Origin of the sequence: Kribbella pittospori, from assembly GCF_004331465.1 — a bacterium.
Classification (GTDB): Bacteria; Actinomycetota; Actinomycetes; order Propionibacteriales; family Kribbellaceae; genus Kribbella; species Kribbella pittospori.
Map to the genome: position 1 here is coordinate 20,690 of NZ_SJKB01000013.1, position 22,514 is coordinate 43,203.

Consider the following 22,514-nt stretch of genomic DNA (forward strand, 5'->3'; position numbering starts at 1 on the left):
ACTTCAAGTCGACTTCAGGTCAAGAGGATCCCTGGATTGAGGACGTGGCTGGGATCGAGCACCTGCTTGACGGCCCGGAGAGCTTCGACTGCCAGCGGGCCGATCTCCTCGGCGTAGGCCTCTCGATGGTCGGTGCCCACGCCGTGGTGGTGGCTGATCGTTCCGCCGGCAGCCGCGATCGCCTGGCTGGCCGCGGCTTTCGCCGTACGCCATTGGCCGATGGGATCGTGGGTCTGCGCGGAGATGACAGTGAAGTAGAGGGAAGCACCGGTGTCGTAGACGTGCGAGACATGGCACAGCACTAACGGCGGAGTGCCTTGGTCGGTCAGGGAGCTCACAAGTGCCCCGGTGACGGCGGCCTTAAGTGCGGGCACCTTGGACCAGAACGCTGCGGTCTCGAGCGTCTCGACCAACGCCCCTTCGTCCAGCAAGGGATCCCGCAAGTACGGCGCCCGGTAGCGGCCGACCCGCCAGGTCTCGCCAGGCCCTTCGCCGACGTTCTGCCCACCGGCTGCGGTCAGCACATCTGCCGTCGCCTGTGTGTACGGACCGTCGAACCCAACAATCGCGAGTACGCCGCCCGTCCCGCCGCCGAGCACATCCGGATCCGCGAGGTTCACCGCGGTCTCCGCTTCGTCGGACAACCGCAGTACGGTCGGCAACGGCCCGTCCTGCGCCAGCCGGCGGATCGCGGTCAGCCCAGCCTCGAAGTTCTCGAACCGCCAGCCCTCGAAGTGCCGCTCGGTCGGTCGCGGCCGGATCCGTACGACGACCGACGTGATGATCCCGAACGCGCCTTCGGACCCGAGCACCAACTGCCGCAGATCCGGACCGGCCGCGGACATCGGCGCGCGGCCGAGCTCCACGGTCCCGCGCGGAGTCGCCAGCGTCAGCCCGACCACCATCTGGTCGAACCGCCCGTACCCGGCCGAGGACTGCCCACTCGACCGCGCCGCCGCATAGCCGCCAATGCTCGCGCCCTCATAGGACTGTGGAAAGTGGCCCAGCGTGTAGCCGCGGTCGGCGAGCAGCGACTCGGCCGCCGGACCGCGCACGCCGGCCTGCAGTGTGGCGGTCCGCGACACCTCATCGACCTCGACGAGTTGGTCCAGTCGCCGCAGATCCACGGTGACGAAGCGCCGTGACGCCGCCAGCCCTCCCACCACCGACGTACCGCCGGAGGACGGCACCACCGCCAGGTTGTGGTCCGAGCACGCCGCCAGCACTGCGAGCACCTCGTCGTGGCTCCCTGGGTACACCACCGCGTCCGGCATGTCCGACGTGTCGCCGGCACGGTGCCGCAGCAGATCCGGAGTGGAGTAGCCGCGGGTGTGGGCCCACCGGGAGTCCAGGTCCGTGGTCACATGCTCGGCCCCGACCACTCCGGCCAGGAAGCTCAGCTGCTCGGCCGTCAGCCCGGGCCGGTCCACCGGGTCCACGGGACCCGCGGCAGGGCGTCGTACGCCGAGATGCTTCAACGCATCCACGGCCGCGGCGGGGAGGTCGACGGGGTGGGCCGGATCGCCCCAGCGTCCCGGCGTGAGTTGCACAACAGGGAGGTCCGATTCGGTCAAGGTGGGCTCCCTTTCGGTGCACCTGCGAGGTAGCGTCCGTGGGAGGTGGAACCCCCTGGCTCCCACCTCCCACGGACAGTTCCGGGACGGCAGAGTCGCTGATACACTCTGACGTGTGATGTCTCAGCGTAGCAGCGACCAAGAGCCGGAGACCAGCGCGCGTCCGGCGCCCGCGAACGCGATCGGCGAGGAACGGATCCTGGACGCGGCCTATGAGCTGCTGCTGGCGATCGGGATGCGCCGGATGACGATGGCCGACATCGCCCGGCACGCGGAGGTTTCGCGCGCGACGCTCTACCGCCGCTGGCCGAACGTGCAGGCCGTGGTCGCGGCGCTGATGACTCGGGAGTGGACCACCGCGCTGATGTCCGCGTTCCAGCCGGACGCGGCCGACGGTCGGTCCCGGCTCGTCGAGGGCGTGGTCGAGGTGGTCGCGAAGACCCGGGTGCATCCGCTGATGCGGAAGATCATCGAGCTCGATCCGGAGTTCCTCACGCCGTACCTGCTCGAGCGCCGTGGCAGCAGCACGGTCGCCCACCTGGCGCTGGTCGAGGAGGGCATCAAGGCGGGGCAGGCGGATGGCTCGATCCGGACCGGCGACCCGATGTGGCTGGCTCGGCAGATCATCCTCGTGTCCCTTGCCTCGGCGGTGTCCGGTCCGGTGATGGCCGCCAAGGACGAGTACTCGATGCTCGACGAGCAGCTCCGGGAGATGCTCACCAGGTATCTGGCGCCATGATCGACCGGGGCGGTGGGGCGGGGAAGCCATTCAGCACCGTGGGCAATGCCAGCTTGAACGCGGCTCGCCGTGCCCGCGAGCTGGACTGGCTGGAGACCACCGGCAAGGTCGACGTCCTGGTCATCGGCGGCGGAGTGACCGGTGCCGGCGTCGCTCTCGACGCGGCTGCCCGCGGACTGTCCGTCGCCCTGGTGGAGAAGCACGATCTGGCGTTCGGCACCAGCCGGTGGAGCTCGAAGCTCGTGCACGGCGGTCTGCGCTACCTGGCATCGGGCCACGTGGGCATTGCCTACGAGAGCGCGGTCGAGCGCGGCATCCTGATGAAGACGACGGCGCCGCATCTGGTCCACCCGGTCCCGCAGGTCGCGCCATGGTTGCCACAGGCAAAGTTCGCGCAGGCGGCGTTGCTGCGTGGTGCCTTCCTGGGCGGCGACGTCCTGCGCACGTTCGCGCGGACCAGCGACGACTACCTGCCGCACTCGCGCCGGGTCAGCTCGGCGGAGATCCTGCGGTACGCGCCGACGCTGCGGCCGGACGGCATGCGCGGCGGCTTCCTGACCTGGGACGGGCAGTTGTACGACGACGCCCGGCTCGTGGTCGCGATCGCCCGGACCGCGGCGCAGTACGGCGCTCGCGTGCTCACCCGGGTCGCGGCGACCGAGGTGACCGGCCGAGGCGCCGTACTGGTCGATCAGCTGACCGGGCACCGGCTGCAGGTGGACGCGTCGGCGGTGATCAACGCGGCCGGGATCTGGGCCGATCAGGTTGCCTCCGGCATCAAACTGCGCCCGAGCCGGGGGACGCATCTGGTCTTCCCGCAGTCCGCGTTCGGCGGGCTGTCCGCCGTACTGACCGTGCCGGTGCCGGGTCAGTTGCGCCGGGTCGTGATGGCGATCCCGGCGCCGGACGACCGGGTGTACGTCGGGCTGACCGACGAGGACGCGCCCGGTCCGGTGAGCGACGTACCGCGGGCGACCGAGGCGGAGATCGACTTCTTGCTGGACACCATCAGCCATGCGGTGCAGACGCCGCTGACCCGGGCCGACCTGCTCGGGACGTACGCCGGACTCCGGCCGCTGCTCGACACCGGACACCACAACGGCGAGCACAAGACCGCGGACATCTCCCGGCGGCACGCGGTGATCACCGGTGCGGACGGACTGGTGACGATCGTCGGCGGGAAGCTCACGACGTACCGGCGGATGGCGCAGGACGCGCTCGACGCCGCCCTCGACCAGTCCGATCTCGCAGTACGACGGCCGTGCCTGACGCACCGGATCCCGCTGGTGGGGGCGGCCGACCGCGTCAGGTTGGCGGCCGTGCGGGCGCCGTCGCGGTTCGTCCAGCGGTACGGCGTGGAGGCGCCGGAGGTGATCGCCGGAGCGCCGGGGTCGCAGGAGCCGATCGCGCCGGGGCTGCGGACGACGTACGCCGAGCTGCTGTTCGCGGTTCGGCATGAAGGCGCACTGACGGAGGACGACGTACTGGACCGGCGGACGCGGATCGGGCTGTCCGCGGCGGACCGGGAGCTGGCGCTGCCCGCGGTCCGGGAGGCGTTCGCGGCCGTGTGACTCTCCCAGGGCTGAGCTAGCTTGGCTGCGGGGAGGTGGACAGGTGTCGCAGCCGTATCCGTACCAGCCGGGGCCGTATCAGCCGATGCCGTACCCGGCGCCACCGCCGCGTTATCGGCCGTTGCGGCGGATCGCGCAGGTCAGCATCGTGCTGATGGGGCTGACCTGTGTCGCCGCGGTGATCCAGTCGGTCCTGCTCTGGCGCTCGTACGACGACGTGAAGCGGTTCGTGTACGGCTTGCTCTCCGAGGAGGAGATCGACCGCGGCGTCCGCTCGATCGCCGGCAGCGGCCCGCTGCTCGACCTGGTCGGCTACCTGCTGCTCGGCACGGCCATCATCTTCATCCTGTGGCTCTGGCAGGCCCGCGAGAACACCGACTTCATCACCTCGCCGTTCGGCCCGAAGCCGTCGGACCTGAGGCCGCATCGGCTCGTGCAGGGCTGGGTCATCGGGTCGTGGTTCTGCCCGATCGTGCAGTTCTGGTACCCGTTGCGGATCGTCGAGGACGTGGTCGCCGCGAGTGAGCCGCGGGACCAGCCGGGTGCGTCGCGGACCGGCGAGATGCGCGGGCTGCTGTACGGCTGGTGGGCGGCGTGGACCGGGTTCTGGGTGATCCTGGTCGGCGGTGGCGGGGTCGCGCTGATCGGCTTCATCGTGTGGATCGTCCGCCTGGTCGACGCGGCCGATGCTGCCGACGCGACCGGTGAGTACGTCGATATCTACGATCTGCAGGATTTCATGGTCCGGGTCGCGCTGGGCGTCAACATCGGCTTCACCATCGCGACGGTCCTGCTCATTGCAGCGGGGGTGGCCGCGTCAGTGTTGCTGCTCCGCGTCAGCCGATGGCAGCACGACCAGGTCGCCCTTCCGCCGGTTGCCATGGCGCCACCGCCGCCTCCGCAGTACGCGCCGCGCTACACCAACCCCGGCCCGACGTTCCCGTCCTACCGACCGCCGCCCTAGAGCCGAACTCTAGAGTCGACACAGTACGGCGGTGGCGTCGTCGTACCGCTTGCCGCGGAAGGTGTCCGGATGCGCCGCCTCGTCGTACGTCCAGACGCGGTCGACCAGCGTCGCCGGGCCTTCCGTCTCGAGCAGGTCGAGCAGGTCCTCCCACGAGTGCCCGTAGCGCTCGGTGTACCGCGCCGCTCCGTCACTCAGTACGGCGATCAACTCGACGTCCCCGCGATCCGTCGTACCGGTGAGCGCCTCGTACGCCGCCTTGGGCTCGGTGCTCGCGGCCCAGAACCCACCCGGCTGGTTGCGGAGCCGGCGGACCGCCTCGAACGTGTACTCCGGCAGGAGGTCGACGCGGTTGTCGCTGTGAACGGTGATCGCTCCATCCGGGGCCTGCACGACCAGAGGCGAATCGGCCAGGACCAGGTGTTCGACGTGATCCGGCCCGGCGCGGAACATCGCGACTGTGGACGACGGACTGTCCGGGTTGGTGAGGTCACAGGTGCCGGCGTGCACGGCGCAGACGGCCACGATCGCGTCGGCCAGCACCTCGGGCAGCGGTGCGGACGACCGCGAGAGGAGCGGTACGGCGAGCTCGCGGGCCAACTGAGCGACCAGCCAGGCGACCGTGTGCCGGCAGCCGGAGTCGATGCCTTGCCCGGCAGTCGCACCGTCGAGCACGACGGCGAAGTCAGGTCCGGTCAGTACGAGGTCCTCGTTCACTGCGGGCGGTCGCCGATCCGGCGCAGGCAGACTGATCGAGCGAATCTCCACCCACCCATTCTCCCTTCCCACCCGAACGGCCGCGGCTGGCTAGGGCTGGGCGGCCCAGCTGTCGGTGAGGGACTGGTCGAGGGAGATCTTCGGCGACCAGCCGAGGTGCTTGCCGATCAAGGTTGTGTCCGCCTGCTGCCAGGCGACCACCGGTGTGCCGTCGTGGATGTCCTCGACGATCCGCGCCGGCTGACCGCTCAGCTCGAACAGCTGACCGGCCACGTCCCGCGCCAGCACCGCCCGCCCGGTCCCGACGTTCAGCACCGGCGGCACCTTGACGTCCGTGAGAACGACAATGACCACCGCCTCAGCCACGTCCCGCACATCGACAAAGTCCCGCCACACGTCCAGCGACCCGACCTCGATCAACTGCCGGCCGCGCAGATCCCGGATCACCCGGCCAGTGAGCGTGCTCTCAGGCGCACCGGGCCCGATCACGTCGAAGATCCGGAGTACAACGGCATCCGCGCCGTTGCGCTGGGCGCGGAGAACCAGTTCGGAGCCGGCCAGCTTGGTGAGGCCGTACGGACCGGCCGGGCGGGGCTCACCCTGCTCGTCCTGGCTGGTGCCGTGCGAGGCACCGCCGTACTCGGCGGCCGACCCGAGCTGGACGAACCGCGCGTGGCTGGCGTTGTCCCGGACCGAGGCGAGGAGCGCCTCGACGGCCGTGACGTTCGCACGGACCAGAGTCGCCGGCTCACCGAGTGTGGCGCCGGCCGCGTTGATGACCACCGTCGGCTTGTACATGCCGATCTGCGTGTCCAGCGCATAGGAGTGCATCGTGGCCAGGTCGCACAGCCGGTGTGGCTCACCCCGGCTCCGGCTCAGACCACGGTGCTCCACCCCGCGGTCGGCGAGCAGTGCGCAGATCCTGGCGCCGAGGAAACCTCCCGCGCCGAACACCATCACCCGCTCAGTTCCGGTCACGCTTCCATCGTGCGGCCCGTATTTGTCGGTGGGCTGAACGTTGGCCCTCGTCACCATCACAACTAGGTCGTGGCTGGTCATCTCGGCGTACACGGGTGTCGGTACGGCGTGGCAGGGTGGGGGCTCCGGCGAGCGGGTGGAGGGTGAGCGATGGCAGACCGAGGGCACGTGCCAGTGCCGACGGAGTCGACGATCCGGGACTGGGACGACGCCGATCCGTCCGGGCAGACGTACGAGCGGGTGCTGTTCATCGACAGCGACTTCACCGAGCTGGAGAACCGGGGCGGGACGTTCCAGGAGTGCACGTTCCGCGGGGTCAGGTTCAACGCCTCCACCCACACCGACGCGGCGTTCGTGAACTGCACCTTCGTCCGGTGCTCGCTGTTCGACGCCACGTTCACCGGGTGCAAGCTGCTCGGCAGCTGCTTCGACGACTGCACCTACAACCTGCTGAAGGTGTCGGGCGGCGACTGGTCGTTCGCGGGGCTGCCGGGTGAGGACCTGCGCGGGACCGAGTTCACCGGCACGAAGTTCCGTGAGGCGGACCTGACCGGCGTACGGGCGGGGAAGGCCGTACTGCGGGATCTCGACCTGTCGGGCGCATCGCTGCATCGGGCCGACTTCACCGGGGCCGATCTGCGCGGATCCGACCTGTCCACGCTCGACCCGCTCACGGTCGAGCTGAAGGACGCACGGGTGGACATCACCCAGGCGATGGTCATTGCGACCTCCCTCGGGCTGGACGTACGCCCCTGAGCCTGTGGATATCTCCGCGTAGTCGCGTAGTTATCCCCCGTTTTCATCCACAGCCTGTGGATAAGTATTCGGCGTGTCCTCACCGGGCCCGCGCCGCCGCCCGGAAGCCGGTGGGCGGTTTCGCCACCTGAATCGGCCGCGGGACGAGTCGGCCACGGCGGTGCCGGGCCGGTTGGCGCCCGCGGACGACGATCATCGCGGCGTGCTCGACGACGTACGGACCGGTGACCAGGCGGCTCGAGCGGGTCAGCGTCTGCAGACCGGCGACCAGGCCGACGCCGGCGAAGGTGCCCAGCGTGTTCGCGATCAGGTCATGCAACTGGCAGGAGCGGCCGAGCTGGGGGATCAGCGCCTGAACCGCCTCCACCGACGCGGACAGCCCGATGCCGGCGGCGAGTCCGTCGACCGGGCGTCCGCTGGCGAGCGCCAGCATTCCGGCTGTCGGCACGAACAGCAGGACGTTGAGCAGGCCCTGGAGCGAGGTGAGACCGCCGGTGGTGGCCAGGTGCGTTCCGCACTGGCCGACGCTCCCCAGCCGGTGCGCGGTCGGGCTGAGCGTCGCCGCCAGGACCAGAGCGAGCGCTGCCGGCAGGCAGAAGGCCGCCAGCCGAGGGACCAGATCCCCCGGCCGCCGCAACGACGAGAGCGCGACCGGCAGTGCCATGCCGGTCAGCACGAGCCAGGTGTCCAGTAGGTGTGGGATGCCGCGATAAGTCTCGAGCACTCGTCGGACCCTCCCGTGGTCGACCGGCTGACTCGAACGCTTTCTCGTCGATCTCTTCCACATCAGACGATCTGTCGTCCGATCCCACGCTCGCCAGAGGGGTCCGGACATCTGCACGCACCCGCAAACAGTCCGTGACAATCCGTGCACAAACTGTCACGGAAGGAAGGTGCTCTAGGCAACGATCATTTGCTCCACGGTCGTCGGCGGCCCGCTCGCGGTGGAGCCAGGATCAACCGATCGGTTGAGTCGGGTCGGGCCGGGTGAGCGATGTGGGGGAGGGGTGCAGCGCGCGACGGTGGGGTATGGAGATCAAGGGAAAGCAAGCGGAGATAACAGTGGAACTGGAGGAGCCGCGGGCGGCGGCTGCGCTGCGGGCTGCGGCGTACAACCGTGGTCTCCTGAAGCCTCCGGGTTAGCGGCGGTATTGGGCGACGGCGGTGGCCGTGGCCTCTTCGCCGTCGGCCGTGAGGCCGGTGATCACCCCGTCGACGTCCGCCTCCGGCCGGTTCTGGCTGAGCTTGAACTTCGCCTCGATCCGCTTGATCGCGATCTCCACGCCGACGATCGCCCGCAACTGCCCGCTGACGAACTTCTCCGGCGCATCGTCCACCGACCACGGCTCCGCCCGGCCCGCCTCGTGCAGATCGGACAACCGCCGTACGACGTTCTCGACCCAGGCCGGGTCGTCGTACACGGTCATCGTCCCGTGCACGTGGGCGGTGATGTAGTTCCAGGTCGGGACCACTCGGCCATGTTCGCGCTTGGAGGCGTACCAGGCCGGCGAGACGTACGCGTCCGGCCCGCGCACGATCACTAGCGCGTCCCCGAGCACGGGCTGCTTCCAATGATCGTTGTTGCGGGCGAAGTGCCCGAGCAGGACGTTCCTGGAGCGGTCGTAGATGAACGGCAGCATGGTCGCCACCAGTCCGTCCGGTGTCATGGTCACCAGGTCGGCGGCGCGGTGGCGGGCGAGCAGTTCGTGCACCGCCTCGTCGTCGGCGGCAAAGTGCGCGGGAACATACATGCAGGGATCCTTGTCGGTGGCGAACACCCTCAGTCTCCCTGGCGCCGGCCGCCCGGCGACAGGTCCATTCCGGTCAGGCTTCGCCCAGGCCACTCAGTGCAGGACTTCGTGCGTCCACTCGGCGCGCGGCTGGATGTGCAGTCGCCAGTACTGCTCGGCGATGCCGTCCGGGTCCCACGCCCCACCCGGTGCAACCCCTCCGGCGACCGTGACGGTGGCCGCGTGGACGCCCGAGGCGCCGTACTGCTGGTCGAGCAATGTCACCAGCGTGCGGACGCCGGCCTTGCCCAGCGACAGGCTGGCGTAGTCCAACTTCGGCTCGGGCATCCCGCCGGTGATGATGAACGTGCCGCTGCCGCGCTCCGCCATCGCCGGTACGACGTGCGCCGCGGTGGTGATCGCACCGACCACGTTGACCGCCCACGCGTCCAGGTGCTCCCGCGCGGTCAGATCGCCGACCGCGTCCGGCTGGATGATCGCGGCGTTGTAGACGACCACATCCGGTACGCCGTACTCCTCGGCCACTCGATCGAGCGCGGCCCGCAGGCCGACCTCGTCCGTGCTGTCAGCGGTCACCGTGAACACCTCGGCACCCGGCAGCGCATCGGCCGCGGCCTTCAGCGTCTGCTCCGACCGCGCGATCAGCCCGGCACTCATTCCCTCCCGCACGAACCGCTTCGCCACCGCGACGCCGATCCCCGGCCCGACTCCGACAATCACCACTCCTGCCATGCGTCGACCGTACGACCTGACATCAATGTCAGAGTCAAATGGTCAGGCTCGGAGTTTGGCGGCGAACTCGTAGTCGCGGCGCCAGTCGCCGGAGGGCGCGAAGATCACGCGTTCGGCGCCGGCTGCGGCGTAGGCCTGCAGTTGGTCGGCCGCGCGCGACGGGTCGGCGTCGAGCTGCGGCGCGACGACGGTCGCCTTCAGCGGCGGACGGTTGTGGTCCGCGGCGAGTTTGTTGATCTGGGCAAGGTTCGCCCGGACCTCCGTCGGCGACATCGCGATCGTCGCCCACCCGTCGCCGTACCGGGCGGCCCGGCGTATGGCCGGCTTACCGTTGCCCGCGACAACGATCGGGGGTACTGCGGACCCCGGTGCGAGCTTGGCCTCGAGCCCGTCCGCGAGCACCGCGGATCGTCCGGCGATCAGATCCGGCAGCACCTTCAATGCCTCGTCGGTGAGCCGGCCGCGATCCGCGAACTCCACGCCCGCTGCCCGCCAGCCGATGTCACCGTGGGCCGGATTCCCCGTCCCCACACCGAGAACGAGCCTGTTGCCCGACACCAATTGCAGCGTGTTCACCTGCTTCGCCGCCCACGCCACTGGCCGCAGCGCCAGCAACATCACGTTGAAACCGACCGTGATCCGCTCCGTCACAGCCGCCGCGGTCGCCAGCACGACCGAGCTGTCCAGCATCGGCCCACTCGCGATCAGATGATCCGTGGACCACACGGAATCCAGCCCGATCTCCTCCGCGAACCGGGCGCTCTCTCGTACGTCGCCCAGGATCGGCCGCGACGGATCCGGCGTGGACGTCGGCAGGATCACTCCGAACTCAAGTCCCATACCTGCCGCAACTCGTCCCTCTCGGCCGCTATTCCAGTGCCGTGGGATGCTGGGGCATGACCTCGGTGTTCGCCGACGCCAACCGCGTCCAGAAGTCGCTGCGCACCTTCGCCGCGAGCAGCACGGGGGCCTGGTTCTTCAGCCGTACGGCGCACCATCTCGATCGCGCACTGGCGCGGGCTACGAAGGGCCGCAAGACAGTAGCCGGCGTCCTCTTCGGCGTACCGACGGTTCTTCTGACCACAACCGGCGCCAAGACCGGGCAACCGCGGTGCGTGCCTGTGCTCGGCGTACCGTACGGCGCCTTCCTCGGCCTGATCGCCTCGAATTGGGGCCAGGCGACGCATCCCGCTTGGTACTACAACCTGAAGGCCAACCCCGACGCCGAGGTCTCCGTCGACGGCACCGCTCATCCGGTCCGCGCCCGGCTGGCGACCCCCGCCGAACGCGACGAGATCTGGTCCGCCGGCCTCGCCTACTACCCCGGCTGGCGCAACTACGAGGTCCGAGCCGGCAGCCGCCACATCGAAGCCTTCGTCCTCGACCGCCGCACACCGTGACGCGATCGACGCCGCACCAGGTCCCTTAACCCTCCACCGGCCAGAGCACTTCGATCAGATGGTCGTCAGGCAGCAGGTTCCAGGTGGGGTTGGTGTGGTAAATCCAGCGCGGTAGCCCGACCCGGATCAGGCCGGCCTCGTCTGTCTGCTGGATGAGGTGCTGGACAACGGCCTGGCCTGCGGTCAGGTGAATGTTGTCGCGGTACACGACCGACACGGCCTCGGTGGCAGGCTGCACGATCGCCTCGACGCGTCCCATCGCCGTACCGAGGCGATCAACCGGTACGACGCCCTCGCCTCGGACCAGGCCGGCATCGTCCGGCTCGCCAACACAGATGTACGGCGAGCCGGCCTGCTCCAACTGTTGTGCCTCGCGCACGCGGCGGATCTCCTCCAGGTCCACTCCCGCGCCCGACTCCGGATCCGTCGAATCCCAGACGGCGCGGATACGCAGCACCGGCTGCGCGAGTAGTGACCTCCGCACCATCATGTGCGTCATCCTCACCCCTCACCCAAGGGCAGGGTCAAGAATCCTGAGATATTCATTGACAGGAATATTCTCTATAGTGAATACTTCGAGGCATGGACCAGATCGCATCAGCTCTCGGCGACGGCGCGCGGTGGCGCATCGTCGAGCTGCTCGCCGAGCGGCCGCGGTCCGTCGGGGAACTGGCCGAGCTGACCGGCCTGCGCCAGCCGCAGACCACCAAGCATCTCCAGACCCTCGGCCGGGCCGGCCTCGTCACGGTAACCCCGCTCGGGCAACGCCGTGTCTACGCGCTCGAGGCCGCACCACTGCGGTCCTTCGAACGCCGACTCGGTGAACTGGTCGGAGCGATCGAGGCGCACGCGGGCGACCGAGTCGTGATCGCGCGCCACCGGGCCTCCATCGACGCCGAGTCCGCGATCGCGGACCGGGAACGCTGGGCGGACGGACGGACCTTCTCGTTCGAGCGCTTCCTGGCCGTGGCCCCGGAGGTCGTCTGGCAGCACTGGGTCGATCCGGACCTGCTCGCAAACTGGTGGGCGCCGCCGTCCGTCACGATCGCCGACTGCATCCTCGAGCCGGAGCCGGGCGGCCGCGCGGTCCTCGACTACCGCGACGGCGAGCAGCTCTACCGCTCGCGCGGACACGTCCACACCGCTGACGAAGCCTCACATCTCGTCTTCGATCTGAGGTTGCTGGACGACTCCGACGCGGTCTCCTTTCACAGCGAGTACGACGTGCGGTTCGCAGCGGTCCCCGAGGGCACCCGGCTGCAGGTCGACGTACGCATCAACGAGACGACCGTCGACGCCGTCCCGTACATCGCCGGCATCGCGACCGGCTGGGGTCAGGTCCTCGACAACCTCACCAACCGCATCAACGACAAGGGAGCAGACAGATGAGTGAACGCAAGGTACGAGCCAACATCAGCCTCACCCTCGACGGGCGGTACAACGGTCCCGGCGGCCCCGGCGATCTCGGCGCGATCGTCCCGTACGCCGTCACCGACGTCGCTCGCGACCACCTCACCCGCATCTGGGAAGGCGCGACGACAGCACTGCTCGGCCGAGTGAACGCCGAGGGCTTCATGGGCTACTGGCCGCCGCTCGCCGACGACGAGACCGCCGACCCGCGCGATCGCGGCTACGCGAAGTGGCTCCGCGACACCGAAAAGGTCGTCCTCTCGACCACGCTGACCGAGGCCCCCTGGGAGCGCACCCGCATCGTCAACGCGCCCACCGCCGACGTCGTCACCGAACTCAAGTCCGCCGGCGAAGGCGACATCCTCGTCAACAACAGCACCACCGTCATCAAGGCCCTCCTGGCCGCCGACCTCCTCGACCGCCTCTACCTGATCATCACCCCCGAAATAGCCGGCGACGGCGACCGCCTCTTCGACAACAGCCTCCCCGCCTCCAAATGGACCCTCACCCACCAAGAAACCGGCGACCTAGGCGAACTGGCCCTCATCTACAACCGCACCCGCTGACCCAAGCCGGGCTTGGTTGCTCGGAGGGAGTAGGTGACTGGGAGGTCCTGGCCGCCGATGGGGAGGCGGTACCAGCCGTCGGGGTCGCGGACGAGCACACCTGAACGATGTTCTTGTTCGTCGCGGAGGTACTCGGTGAGGTCGTCGACGGCGAGGCCCGCGCGGACCGCTGCAGTGACGATCTCGCCCAGGCCGTGCGGATACCCGACCGACGGTTGCGAGATGGGCACGTCTCCACCGGCGTACGTCCCCTCCCACTGATCGACCTGGGCGGCGCCGCCGAGGTACGCCGTACCGAACGCCACCGGTGCCACCGCGTCGACCATCAGCATCAACGGATGCACCTCGACCACAACGAGTCTGCCGCCGGGGCGCAGTACGCGAGCCGCGCCGCCGAACCACGCGTCCAGCGACGCGATCCAGCACAGCGATCCGTACGACGCGAATACCAGGTCGAACCGGCCGTCCAACTCCTCCGGCAACTCCTGGGCGTCCGCCTGGACGAAGGTCGCCGCAAGGCCCGCCCGGGAAGCCAGCCCTCGCGCGAACTCAACCGCGGCCGGCGAGAAGTCCACGCCGGTCACCCGCGCGCCTTCTCGCGCGAACGACAGCGTGTCGAGCCCGAAGTGGCACTGCAGATGCAGCAGATCCAGACCGCCGACCGGCCCGACCTCCGACCGCACGATCGAGGTCAGCGACGACCGGCCCGCGAGAAGTCCGTCGATGTCGTAGTACGCCGACTCTCCGGTCGTGTGGACCTCGGTCAGCCGATCCCACAACTGCCTGTTCACCTCAAGATCCGCGTTCTCGTCCGTCATGCAGCCCACCATGACGACCTCGGGCTCCGGTGTCACCCGTTGACGTGTCGAGGTTGTCAGGCCTAACCTGACAGACATGTCAGGGTGGTCCTGACAGATTGGGAGAGCATCATGCCGGACAACGTGATGCGTTGCTCGTTCTGCGGGAAGGCCAAGGATGAGGTGAGCCGGCTCATCGCCGGCCCTGGCGCGTTCATCTGCAACGAGTGCGTCGTCCTGTGTGAACAACTCATCGGCGGGCAACCCATGACGACATTCCCGCCACTCGACGGCAAGACCAACGACGAACTCCTGGCCGAGATGGTCCAACTCGACGCCTCCCGCAATCAGGTCGAAGCCGCCGTCCACGATCGCGTCCAACTCCTCCGCACCCGCTCCGTCACCTGGGCCAAAATCGGCGAGTCCCTAGGCACCACCCGCCAATCAGCCTGGGAACGCTTCTCCAACGAGGAATAGCTCCCGTCAGGGCACGGAGGGCGAGCGGGCTAGGACATCAACAGTGAACACCGAATGGGAGAGGAGCCGGGCATGGTCGGACCGACCGGTTCACCGATGGGCAAGACCTATCTGTCGACCGCGGTGACGGAGGATGGCAGTCCCAAGCAGTTGGTCGCGAACACCCGCATCCGGCTGGAGTTCGCGAAAGTGCCCAACCCGAACGAGGAGGGCCCGCGCGGCTATGACACCCTCAACGCCTACGCCGGGTGCAACAGGATCGGTGCGGACGCCGCGCCGGTGAGTTACTGACCGACGGCAGGTTGTGGATCGACGGATACTTCACGACCCAACAGGGCTGCGAACCGCCACTCCACGCCCAGGACGAATGGTTGACCTCATTTCTGGTCAGCAAGCCCAGCTGGCATCTGAACGGCGACCAGCTCACCCTCACATCAGCCGGTACGACGATCAGTCTGCTGGACAGAAAGATCGCCGAACACGACTTCCCACTCGACGGGACCAGGTGGAAGGTGGACACCGTCATCATCAAGGACGGCGACCTCCGCCGTCACCACCATCGCGCCGAGGCGGCATGGGTCACCTTCGACGGCGAACGTCTGACCGGCTGGACCGGTTGCAACGAACTCTCCGGCACCGTCACCCGCACCAGCACAGCGCTGACCTTCACGGACGTCGTCACCACCGACCGCGCCTGCACAGGGGAAACCGCCGAGGTGGAGACCGCGATCCTGACCACCCTCAGGGCCGATGTCACCTACACCATCGACCACAACTGCCTGACCCTGCTGACCCCCACCGGAACCGGCCTCGACCTCACCGCAGTCCGCTGAGCTGAGGTCAAAGTCCTGCACAACGCTGGGTTTGGTTGTCCTGCTTGGAAGGCTGGCGCAGGCCCCGGTCGGAGCTGATGTCTCGGGTGGCGGACGACAGGGCCGCGACCGGTCGAGCTCGGCTTTCAGTTGAGGGCAGGGTTACCACTCGTCGGCTGCGCGCAGTGGGTGCTCGCGCAGGGAGGCTTTGAATGCCGCGCTGCGAGGACCGACCGATCGTGTCAGGAGGACGTCATCGGAGACCCAGGTACTCCCGTCCTCTCCGGCCACGATCGTCGCACCGGGCGCAAGCTCCCAGCCGGCTCGACTGTAGAACTCGACAAGGTGGGGGCCACACGTCAGGACCCCCACGTCTGCCTGGCCGGCGTCGATGCGGGCAACCGCAGCGGCAACCAGCCGTCCGGCCCAGCCCTCACCTCGAAAGGCAGGGAAAGTCAGCACCGCTGTCGGGCTCTGCACGACGTACTGCTCTTCGTCAACCGAGACGGTCGTAGTGATGATCTCCAGGTGGCTCACGAGCTGAGACCCAGCCGCGTACAGCAGGTGGTGAGGCCTCAGGTCCGGATGAGAGGTCCAATCACGGAACCGGTTCGGTCCGGTGAATCCGTCCGGCCAGGTGATGCGCAAGAACGACAGGACCTGCGCCTTGAGAACCTCCGGCAGATGGTCGTCGGCATACTCGCAGAAGTCGATGTTCGTCTGCACGTCCTCAGGGTTCTAGTCTCACGGCACGCGCCGCAACACATTTACCGTGAAGGGCCTCTCTCGTCGGGCGGGCAGGCGAAGCCCATACCTGGGTTCTGAGGGGCGGCAGCCTGCCGCAGTCACAAGCCGGGCGACGAAGGAGTCCGGCGCAAGCAAGGAACGGGCGGGGTGGGAGCGACTGCGCAGCACGCGACGACAGGAGCGCGCGTAGCGGGCGCGTGGGGGAGATACGCGAAAGGCCGGTCTCCCAGTGGAGACCGGCCTTTCGTGTGGTGGAGACGAGGGGACTTGAACCCCTAACCCCTGCCTTGCAAAGGCAGTGCTCTGCCAGTTGAGCTACGCCCCCGTGGGGGTATTGGTCAGCGGCCCGGGGTGACCGGGTCGACGGCCTCGGCCCAGAGGTCCTTCTCGGCGCGGGACTGCTGGGTCTTCTTGTAGGCGAAGTATCCACCGATGCAGGCGACCAGCACCAACAGAATCTTTTTCGGCACCGGGACTCCTCGGATCGGGGTTCGCCATGGGGATGGTGGGCCTAACTGGACTTGAACCAGTGACCTCTGCCTTATCAGGGCAGCGCTCTAACCGTCTGAGCTATAGGCCCGCGTTCTGCGGGATCGAACCCGGGAGAGATTACCGCACCAAGTGCCCCTCTCCCAAACCGGTTCCGGTCAGGCCCGCGCGGGGCCCGACCGGAGACGAAGGTACGCCGTCAGTCCTCCGACGCCAGCGTGACTTCGAGGCCGCCGAGCAGCGTGGCGGCGATGTTGTAGAGGAAGGATCCGAGCGTCGCGAGCGCGGTGATGATGAGTACGTCGGCACACGCCAGCAGCGTGGTGAATCCCATCACCTTTCCGGTGTTGATGTAGTTCTCGATCCGGAACGGTTCGGCGGTCGGCGTACCCAGAACTTCCTGGACCGTGTTGTTGATGTTGTCGAACACCCCGGCCGCGCCGATCGCGGACCAGACGATGAACACCGCGACCCAGGTGACGATGCCGAACGCGATCGACAGCAGGAACGCCGTCTTCATCACCGACCACGGGTCGATCCGGGACATCCGCAGCCGGGCCTTGCGGGTCTGCGGCCGGTGCGATGCCTTCGGCGTCTTCTGGGTCTTGGCCGCGAGCCTGCTCTCGGTCTTGTCCGGCTTGGCGGTCTTCCCCGACGAAACCGGCGAGACCGACGCAGCCTTGTCGAGCACCGCCTGACGCGCGGCGCTGAGCCGGTCACCCAACGTCTCGGTCTTGGCCGGCTCCTCGGTCAACCCGTACGACGCTGCCGCCGGCCCGGTGGCTCGCGGTGCACCCGTCGCACCGGGGGACCAGGGCTCAGGGCGGCCCGGCGTACTCGGACCGGGCGCTACCTGGCCCGGGCGCTGCTGCTGCGGGCGGACCGGCTGCTGCTGAGGCGGCCGAGCGGTCTGGCCAGGCAGTGGAGCGGCACCCGGCGCTGAGCCGGGTCGCTGCTGCGGCCGGTACTCACTGGCCCGCTGGCCGTTCGGAGCACCTGTTCTCGGCTGGCCGTTGGAACGACCGTTGGAGGCCGGGTCGGCCGGTGGGGTGGACTGCTCCCGGCCCTGCGCCGGCCGCTGGGTCTTGGAGCTGTCCGCCGCACCGTCTGGCCATGTCGGCCTCGCGCGGTTGGTCATCAGTCACCCTCCTGGCCGGCTTCGTCGTCTTCGACGGTAGCCGCGCCGTCGACGTCCGTCGAACGCTGGTCACCATTGTTGACGCCCTCAGGGGTGGATTCGGTTGTCGATCCGTCCACATCCTGGGCACCTTCGGAGGGTGTACCCGCTTCGGCCGGGTCCGATACCTCGCCGTCGAGATCGCCGTCGAGATCGCCGTTCACGGTCAGATCGGTGTTCCGGGCGATTGCGACCACCGCGTCGGACTCGCCGACGCCGGCGAACCGGACGCCCATCGTGTCGCGGCCCTTCACCGGCACGCTGTCGACCCGGCTGCGGACGACCTGGCCGCTGGCCTTGATCGCCAGCACCTGGTCCTCGGCGACCACGATGATCGCGCCGACCAGCGAACCGCGCTCGTCGTTCAGCTTGACCGCCTTGATGCCGAGGCCGCCGCGGCCCTGCTGGCGGTACTCCGAGACCCGGCTGCGCTTGGCGTACCCGGCGTCGGTGACGGTGAAGACGTACTGCGTCTCCTCGTCGGCGCCGGCCCGGATCACCGACATCGAGAGCAGCTCGTCGCCGGAGCGGAACTTCATCCCGGTCACGCCGGAGGTGGCCCGGCCCATCGGGCGGAGCTGCTCGTCGTTCGCGGTGAAGCGGATCGACTGGCCCTTGCGGGACACCAGCAGCAGGTCGTCCTCGGCGGTGGCCAGGTCGGCGCCGATCAGCTCGTCGTCCTCCTCGCGGAAGTTCACCGCGATGATGCCGCTCTGCCGGGCCGAGTCGTAGTCGGTCAGCGCGGTCTTCTTGACCAGGCCCCTCTTGGTCGCGAGCACCAGATAGTCGGACTGCTCGTAGTCGCGCAGCGTCAGTACCTGCGCGATCTGCTCGTCCGGCTGGAACGAGAGCAGACCCGCCACATGCGAGCCCTTCGCGTCCCGGGCCGACTCGGGCAGCTGCCACACCTTGGCCCGGTAGACCCGGCCCTTGGTGGTGAAGAACAGCATCCAGTGGTGGTTCGTGGTGGCGAAGAAGTGGCTGATCTCGTCCTCTGCCCGTAGGGCAGCGCCGCGGACGCCCTTGCCGCCACGGTTCTGGGTCCGGTACAGGTCGGTCTTGGTCCGCTTCGCGTACCCGCCACGGGTGATGGTGACGACGACGTCCTCGTCCGGCACCAGGTCCTGCACCGACAGGTCGCCGTCGGCCGCGATGATCTCGGTACGCCGCTCGTCGCCGTACTTGTCGACGATCTCGGCGAGCTCGTCCTTGACGATCGACCGCTGCCGCTCCGGGCTGGCCAGGATGTCCTCGAGGTCGGCGATGATCGCCTCGAGCTCCTGCAACCGCTCGATGATCTTCTGCCGTTCCAGTGCGGCCAGCCGGCGCAGCTGCATGTCCAGGATCGCCTGGGCCTGGATCTCGTCGATCTCCAGCAGCTCGATCAGGCCGGTGCGGGCCTCGTCGACGTCGGGGCTGCGCCGGATCAGCGCGATCACCTCGTCGAGGGCGTCCAGCGCCTTCACGTAGCCGCGGTAGATGTGCGCGTTCTTCTCGGCCTCACGCAGGCGGAATCGGGTCCGCCGCTGGATGACCTCGATCTGGTGGTCGATCCAGTGGCTGATGAACAGGTTCACGCTGAGCGTGCGCGGTACGCCGTCGACCAGCGCGAGCATGTTGCAGCCGAAGGTGTCCTGCAGCTGCGTGTGCTTGTAGAGGTTGTTCAGTACGACGCGCGGCTGGGCATCCCGCTTCAGCACGATCACGAGCCGCTGCCCGGTCCGCGACGAGCTGTCGTCGCGGATGTCGGCGATGCCGTTCACCTTGCCGGTGTTCACCAGCTCGGCGATCTTCTGCGCCAGGTTGTCCGGGTTGACCATGTACGGCAGCTCGGTGACGACCAGGCTGGTGCGGCCCTTCGAGTCCTCCTCGATGTCGACGACCGCGCGCATGGTGACCGAACCGCGACCGGTGCGGTAGGCGTCGTCGATGCCCTTGTAGCCGACGATCAGCGCGCCGTTCGGGAAGTCCGGGCCCTTGATGTGCTGCAGGCAGGCGTCGAGCAGCTCCTCCGGGGTCGCGTCCGGGTGCGCCAGCGCCCAGTCGACCGCGGCCGCGACCTCGCGCAGGTTGTGCGGCGGGATCTGCGTCGCCATCCCGACCGCGATACCGGACGAGCCGTTCACCAGCAGGTTCGGGAAACGGGCCGGCAGGATCACCGGCTCCTGCGACTTGCCGTCGTAGTTGGGCCGGAAGTCGACCGTGTCCTGGTCGATGTCGCGGACCATCTCCATGGCCAGCGGCGCCATCCGGCACTCGGTGTACCGCATCGCGGCCGCCGGGTCGTTGCCCGGGGAACCGAAGTTGCCCTGGCCCTGGATCAGCGGCGCCCGCATCACCCACGGCTGCGCCAGCCGGACCAGGGTGTCGTAGATCGCCGAGTCGCCGTGCGGGTGGTACTGACCCATCACGTCACCGACGACGCGAGAACACTTGTTGAAACCACGGTCCGGCCGGTAGCCGCCGTCGTACATCGCGTAGAGGATGCGGCGGTGCACCGGCTTCAGGCCGTCGCGGACCTCGGGCAGTGCGCGGCCGACGATGACCGCCATCGCATAGTCGAGGTACGACTGCTGCATCTCGGTCTGCAGGTCGAGTGGCTCGACCCGGTCGTGGCCCGGAGTGGTGGGGGTCTCGGTCATGAAAAGCTCGTCCCGTTCAAGTCAGTACGTCGGTCGATGGCGCCAGTGGATCGTGGCCCGGGGCAACGGGCCACGGATCCATCAGATGTCGAGGAAGCGAACGTCCTTGGCGTTGCGCTGGATGAAACTGCGCCGCGCCTCGATGTCGTCGCCCATCAGCGTCTGGAACGTCTCGTCGGCGCGGACCGCGTCGTCCAGGGTGATCTGCAGCAGCACCCGGTTCGCGGGGTCCATCGTGGTCTCCCACAGCTCGTTCGCGTTCATCTCGCCCAGACCCTTGTAGCGCTGGATCGGGTTCTCCTTGGGCAGCTTCCGGCCGGCCTCGGCGCCGGCCTCGAGCAGTCCGTCGCGCTCGCGGTCGGTGTACGCGAGCTCGTCGGCGTGGTTGCTCCAGCGGATCTTGTACAGCGGCGGCTGTGCGGCGTACACGTGCCCGCGCTCGATCAGCGGCCGCATGAACCGGAACAGCAGCGTCAGCAGCAGCGTCCGGATGTGCTGGCCGTCGACATCGGCGTCGGCCATGATCACGATCTTGTGGTAGCGGAGCTTGTCCTCGTCGAAGTCCTCGTGGATGCCGGTCCCGAGGGCGGAGATGATCGCCTGGACCTCGTTGTTCTGCAGGACCTTGTCGATCCGGGCCTTCTCGACGTTCAGGATCTTGCCGCGGATCGGCAGGATGGCCTGGAACTTCGGATCCCGGCCGCCCTTCGCCGAGCCACCGGCCGAGTCACCCTCGACGATGTAGACCTCGCACTCCTCCGGGTTGGTCGACTGGCAGTCGGCCAACTTGCCGGGCAGACCGCCGCCACCCAGTAGACCCTTGCGGTTGCGAGCCAGGTCGCGCGCCTTGCGGGCCGCGATCCGGGCGCTCGCCGCGGCGGTCGCCTTGCGGATGATCTCGCGACCCTCCTGCGGGTTCTGCTCGAACCAGGCGCCGAGCCGGTCGTTCACGACCCGCTGGACGAAACCCTTGACCTCGGTGTTGCCGAGCTTGGTCTTGGTCTGGCCCTCGAACTGCGGCTCGGCGAGCTTGACCGAGATGATCGCGGTCAGGCCCTCCCGGATGTCGTCACCGGTGAGCCGGTCCTCCTTCTTCTTGATCATGCCCTGGTCCTCGCCGAACGAGTTGACCAGCGAGGTGAGCGCGGCCCGGAAGCCTTCCTCGTGCGTCCCACCCTCGTGGGTGTTGATCGCGTTCGCGAAGGTGTGCACGGACTCCTGGAACGAGCCGCTCCACTGCAGCGCGACCTCGAGGCTCATGCTGTTCTCACCGTTGGCCGCGGCCTCGAACGAGATCACGTCGCGGTGCACGGTCTCGCGGATGCCGGTCAGGTACTTCACGTAGTCGACCAGGCCGTTGTCGGCCTTGAAGGACTGCTCGACCGGGTGGCCGTCCTCGGTGTGATCCGGACGCTCGTCCCGGATCACGATCTCCAGGCCCTTGTTCAGGAAGGCCATCTCGCGGAACCGGGTGGTCAGCGTCTCGTAGGAGTACGTCGTGGTCTCGAACACGTCCGGGTCGGCCCAGAACGTCACAGTGGTCCCGTTCGAGTCCGACGTACCGATCTCGGCGAGGTCCTCGTCCGGGACGCCGTGGGTGAAGGACTGCGTGTACAGCTTGCCCTTCAGCTTCACGTCGACGCGGAGCTTGGTGGACAGCGCGTTCACCACGGAGACACCGACACCGTGCAGACCGCCGGAGACCTTGTACCCACCGCCGCCGAACTTGCCGCCGGCGTGCAGGACCGTCAGTACGACGGTGACGGCCGGCTTGCCCTCGGACTCGACGATGTCGACCGGGATACCGCGGCCGTTGTCCTCGACGCTGACGGCGCCGTCGGGCAGCAGGGTCACGACGATGCGGTCGCCGTACCCGGCCATCGCCTCGTCCACGGCGTTGTCGACCACCTCGGTGACGAGATGGTGCAGACCACGCTCACCGGTGGACCCGATGTACATCCCTGGACGCTTCCGGACCGCGTCCAGACCCTCCAGGACCTGGATCGCACTCGCGTCGTACTCGCGGTCCACGACGTTCGACGGGATCGCGTCGAGCATCGCGGGAAGTTCACCGCTGTCGGGTGCGACGGTGCCGATGGGGTCGGCGGACTGGTTGGCGTCGATCTCGGTCGGCTCGTCGGTCACCGGTGGTTGTCCTCCTCGGACCCCGCGTTCGCGAGGCATCGCTGCACAGTGGAAGCCGCCCCCTACAGTG

General features: G+C 68.4%; 24 protein-coding genes and 2 tRNA genes. 10 read left to right on the forward strand and 16 right to left on the reverse strand.

Features of this window, described 5'->3' with window-relative positions; translation table 11 throughout:
- Window positions 1–14: 14 nt before the first annotated feature.
- The gene (locus E0H73_RS33515) at window positions 15–1,574 is read right to left on the reverse strand and encodes an FAD-binding oxidoreductase (protein WP_131363204.1); all 1,560 of its coding nucleotides are present in this window, start codon (window positions 1,572–1,574) and stop codon (window positions 15–17) included.
- Window positions 1,575–1,692: 118 nt separating this feature from the next.
- Here E0H73_RS33515 and E0H73_RS33520 point away from each other — a divergent pair, with 118 nt between their 5' ends.
- Genes E0H73_RS33520 through E0H73_RS33530 form a run of 3 tightly spaced genes read left to right on the forward strand, consistent with a single transcriptional unit; the run spans window position 1,693 to window position 4,848 of the window.
- Window positions 1,693–2,313 (forward strand): TetR/AcrR family transcriptional regulator, encoded by a 621-nt coding sequence (locus E0H73_RS33520; RefSeq protein ID WP_131363205.1) that lies wholly within the window; start codon window positions 1,693–1,695, stop codon window positions 2,311–2,313.
- Window positions 2,314–2,351: 38 nt separating this feature from the next.
- Window positions 2,352–3,884, forward strand: coding sequence for a glycerol-3-phosphate dehydrogenase/oxidase (locus tag E0H73_RS33525; protein WP_238164439.1), 1,533 nt, complete (start codon window positions 2,352–2,354; stop codon window positions 3,882–3,884).
- A gap of 43 nt (window positions 3,885–3,927) precedes the next feature.
- Entirely contained in the window at window positions 3,928–4,848 is a 921-nt protein-coding gene (locus tag E0H73_RS33530) for a DUF4328 domain-containing protein (RefSeq protein WP_131363208.1), read from the forward strand.
- A gap of 9 nt (window positions 4,849–4,857) precedes the next feature.
- On the opposite strand, the gene E0H73_RS33535 is transcribed toward E0H73_RS33530, so the two are convergent.
- Window positions 4,858–5,616 carry a protein phosphatase 2C domain-containing protein gene (locus E0H73_RS33535; protein WP_131363210.1) on the reverse strand — a complete coding sequence of 253 codons (759 nt, stop codon included), beginning with the start codon at window positions 5,614–5,616 and terminating at the stop codon, window positions 4,858–4,860.
- 39 nt (window positions 5,617–5,655) lie between these two features.
- The gene (locus E0H73_RS33540; protein WP_238164440.1) at window positions 5,656–6,543 is read right to left on the reverse strand and encodes an NAD-dependent epimerase/dehydratase family protein; all 888 of its coding nucleotides are present in this window, start codon (window positions 6,541–6,543) and stop codon (window positions 5,656–5,658) included.
- Between the two features lie 150 nt (window positions 6,544–6,693).
- Between E0H73_RS33540 and E0H73_RS33545 the strand changes: the two genes are divergently transcribed.
- The gene (locus E0H73_RS33545) at window positions 6,694–7,299 is read left to right on the forward strand and encodes a pentapeptide repeat-containing protein (protein WP_131363212.1); all 606 of its coding nucleotides are present in this window, start codon (window positions 6,694–6,696) and stop codon (window positions 7,297–7,299) included.
- A gap of 79 nt (window positions 7,300–7,378) precedes the next feature.
- Here the strand turns inward: E0H73_RS33545 and E0H73_RS33550 are convergent, their stop codons facing one another.
- The 4 genes from E0H73_RS33550 to E0H73_RS33565 form a co-directional block, all read right to left on the reverse strand.
- Window positions 7,379–8,023, reverse strand: coding sequence for a VanZ family protein (locus E0H73_RS33550; protein WP_165555924.1), 645 nt, complete (start codon window positions 8,021–8,023; stop codon window positions 7,379–7,381).
- 415 nt (window positions 8,024–8,438) lie between these two features.
- On the reverse strand, window positions 8,439–9,050 hold the full coding sequence (locus tag E0H73_RS33555) for an FMN-binding negative transcriptional regulator (protein ID WP_131363216.1): 612 nt from the start codon (window positions 9,048–9,050) through the stop codon (window positions 8,439–8,441).
- Between the two features lie 93 nt (window positions 9,051–9,143).
- Entirely contained in the window at window positions 9,144–9,782 is a 639-nt protein-coding gene (locus E0H73_RS33560) for an SDR family NAD(P)-dependent oxidoreductase (RefSeq protein ID WP_131363218.1), read from the reverse strand.
- 42 nt (window positions 9,783–9,824) lie between these two features.
- A complete protein-coding gene (locus E0H73_RS33565) occupies window positions 9,825–10,622 on the reverse strand; it encodes an LLM class flavin-dependent oxidoreductase (protein ID WP_131363220.1) in 798 nt (265 codons plus the stop codon).
- Between the two features lie 56 nt (window positions 10,623–10,678).
- On the opposite strand from E0H73_RS33565, the gene E0H73_RS33570 reads away from it, so the two are divergent.
- A complete protein-coding gene (locus E0H73_RS33570) occupies window positions 10,679–11,182 on the forward strand; it encodes a nitroreductase family deazaflavin-dependent oxidoreductase (RefSeq protein ID WP_131363222.1) in 504 nt (167 codons plus the stop codon).
- A gap of 25 nt (window positions 11,183–11,207) precedes the next feature.
- Here E0H73_RS33570 and E0H73_RS33575 read toward each other — a convergent pair whose 3' ends face one another.
- A complete protein-coding gene (locus E0H73_RS33575; protein WP_238164441.1) occupies window positions 11,208–11,681 on the reverse strand; it encodes a GyrI-like domain-containing protein in 474 nt (157 codons plus the stop codon).
- 83 nt (window positions 11,682–11,764) lie between these two features.
- Here E0H73_RS33575 and E0H73_RS33580 point away from each other — a divergent pair, with 83 nt between their 5' ends.
- Window positions 11,765–12,571, forward strand: a complete 807-nt coding sequence (locus E0H73_RS33580; protein ID WP_131363226.1) for a metalloregulator ArsR/SmtB family transcription factor — start codon at window positions 11,765–11,767, stop codon at window positions 12,569–12,571.
- Window positions 12,568–13,158, forward strand: a complete 591-nt coding sequence (locus tag E0H73_RS33585; RefSeq protein WP_131363228.1) for a dihydrofolate reductase family protein — start codon at window positions 12,568–12,570, stop codon at window positions 13,156–13,158. Before E0H73_RS33580 ends, E0H73_RS33585 begins: the two co-directional genes overlap by 4 nt.
- On the opposite strand, the gene E0H73_RS33590 is transcribed toward E0H73_RS33585, so the two are convergent.
- Complete coding sequence (locus E0H73_RS33590; protein ID WP_131363230.1) at window positions 13,140–13,976, reverse strand: class I SAM-dependent methyltransferase; 837 nt, start codon at window positions 13,974–13,976, stop codon at window positions 13,140–13,142. The genes E0H73_RS33585 and E0H73_RS33590 overlap by 19 nt on opposite strands.
- Before the next feature lie 111 nt (window positions 13,977–14,087).
- Between E0H73_RS33590 and E0H73_RS33595 the strand changes: the two genes are divergently transcribed.
- The 3 genes from E0H73_RS33595 (at window position 14,088) to E0H73_RS33605 (ending at window position 15,265) form a co-directional block, all read left to right on the forward strand.
- Window positions 14,088–14,432 carry a ClpX C4-type zinc finger protein gene (locus E0H73_RS33595; protein WP_165555925.1) on the forward strand — a complete coding sequence of 115 codons (345 nt, stop codon included), beginning with the start codon at window positions 14,088–14,090 and terminating at the stop codon, window positions 14,430–14,432.
- 72 nt (window positions 14,433–14,504) lie between these two features.
- Window positions 14,505–14,723, forward strand: a complete 219-nt coding sequence (locus tag E0H73_RS33600; protein WP_131363232.1) for a hypothetical protein — start codon at window positions 14,505–14,507, stop codon at window positions 14,721–14,723.
- Window positions 14,681–15,265 (forward strand): META domain-containing protein, encoded by a 585-nt coding sequence (locus E0H73_RS33605; protein WP_131363233.1) that lies wholly within the window; start codon window positions 14,681–14,683, stop codon window positions 15,263–15,265. Before E0H73_RS33600 ends, E0H73_RS33605 begins: the two co-directional genes overlap by 43 nt.
- 141 nt (window positions 15,266–15,406) lie before the next feature.
- Here the strand turns inward: E0H73_RS33605 and E0H73_RS33610 are convergent, their stop codons facing one another.
- From E0H73_RS33610 to gyrB, 7 genes are all read right to left on the reverse strand, one after another.
- On the reverse strand, window positions 15,407–15,970 hold the full coding sequence (locus tag E0H73_RS33610) for a GNAT family N-acetyltransferase (protein ID WP_131363235.1): 564 nt from the start codon (window positions 15,968–15,970) through the stop codon (window positions 15,407–15,409).
- A gap of 270 nt (window positions 15,971–16,240) precedes the next feature.
- Window positions 16,241–16,316, reverse strand: a tRNA-Ala gene (locus tag E0H73_RS33615).
- 13 nt (window positions 16,317–16,329) lie between these two features.
- Complete coding sequence (locus E0H73_RS47525; protein ID WP_238164442.1) at window positions 16,330–16,461, reverse strand: DLW-39 family protein; 132 nt, start codon at window positions 16,459–16,461, stop codon at window positions 16,330–16,332.
- 33 nt (window positions 16,462–16,494) lie between these two features.
- A tRNA-Ile gene (locus E0H73_RS33620) sits at window positions 16,495–16,571 on the reverse strand.
- Between the two features lie 108 nt (window positions 16,572–16,679).
- The gene (locus E0H73_RS33625) at window positions 16,680–17,618 is read right to left on the reverse strand and encodes a DUF3566 domain-containing protein (protein ID WP_131363237.1); all 939 of its coding nucleotides are present in this window, start codon (window positions 17,616–17,618) and stop codon (window positions 16,680–16,682) included.
- Window positions 17,618–20,299, reverse strand: a complete 2,682-nt coding sequence (gene gyrA / locus E0H73_RS33630) for a DNA gyrase subunit A (protein ID WP_131363239.1) — start codon at window positions 20,297–20,299, stop codon at window positions 17,618–17,620. The genes E0H73_RS33625 and gyrA overlap by 1 nt, the downstream gene beginning before the upstream one ends.
- Before the next feature lie 81 nt (window positions 20,300–20,380).
- A complete protein-coding gene (gene gyrB, locus E0H73_RS33635; protein ID WP_131363508.1) occupies window positions 20,381–22,357 on the reverse strand; it encodes a DNA topoisomerase (ATP-hydrolyzing) subunit B in 1,977 nt (658 codons plus the stop codon).
- Window positions 22,358–22,514: the final 157 nt, after the last annotated feature.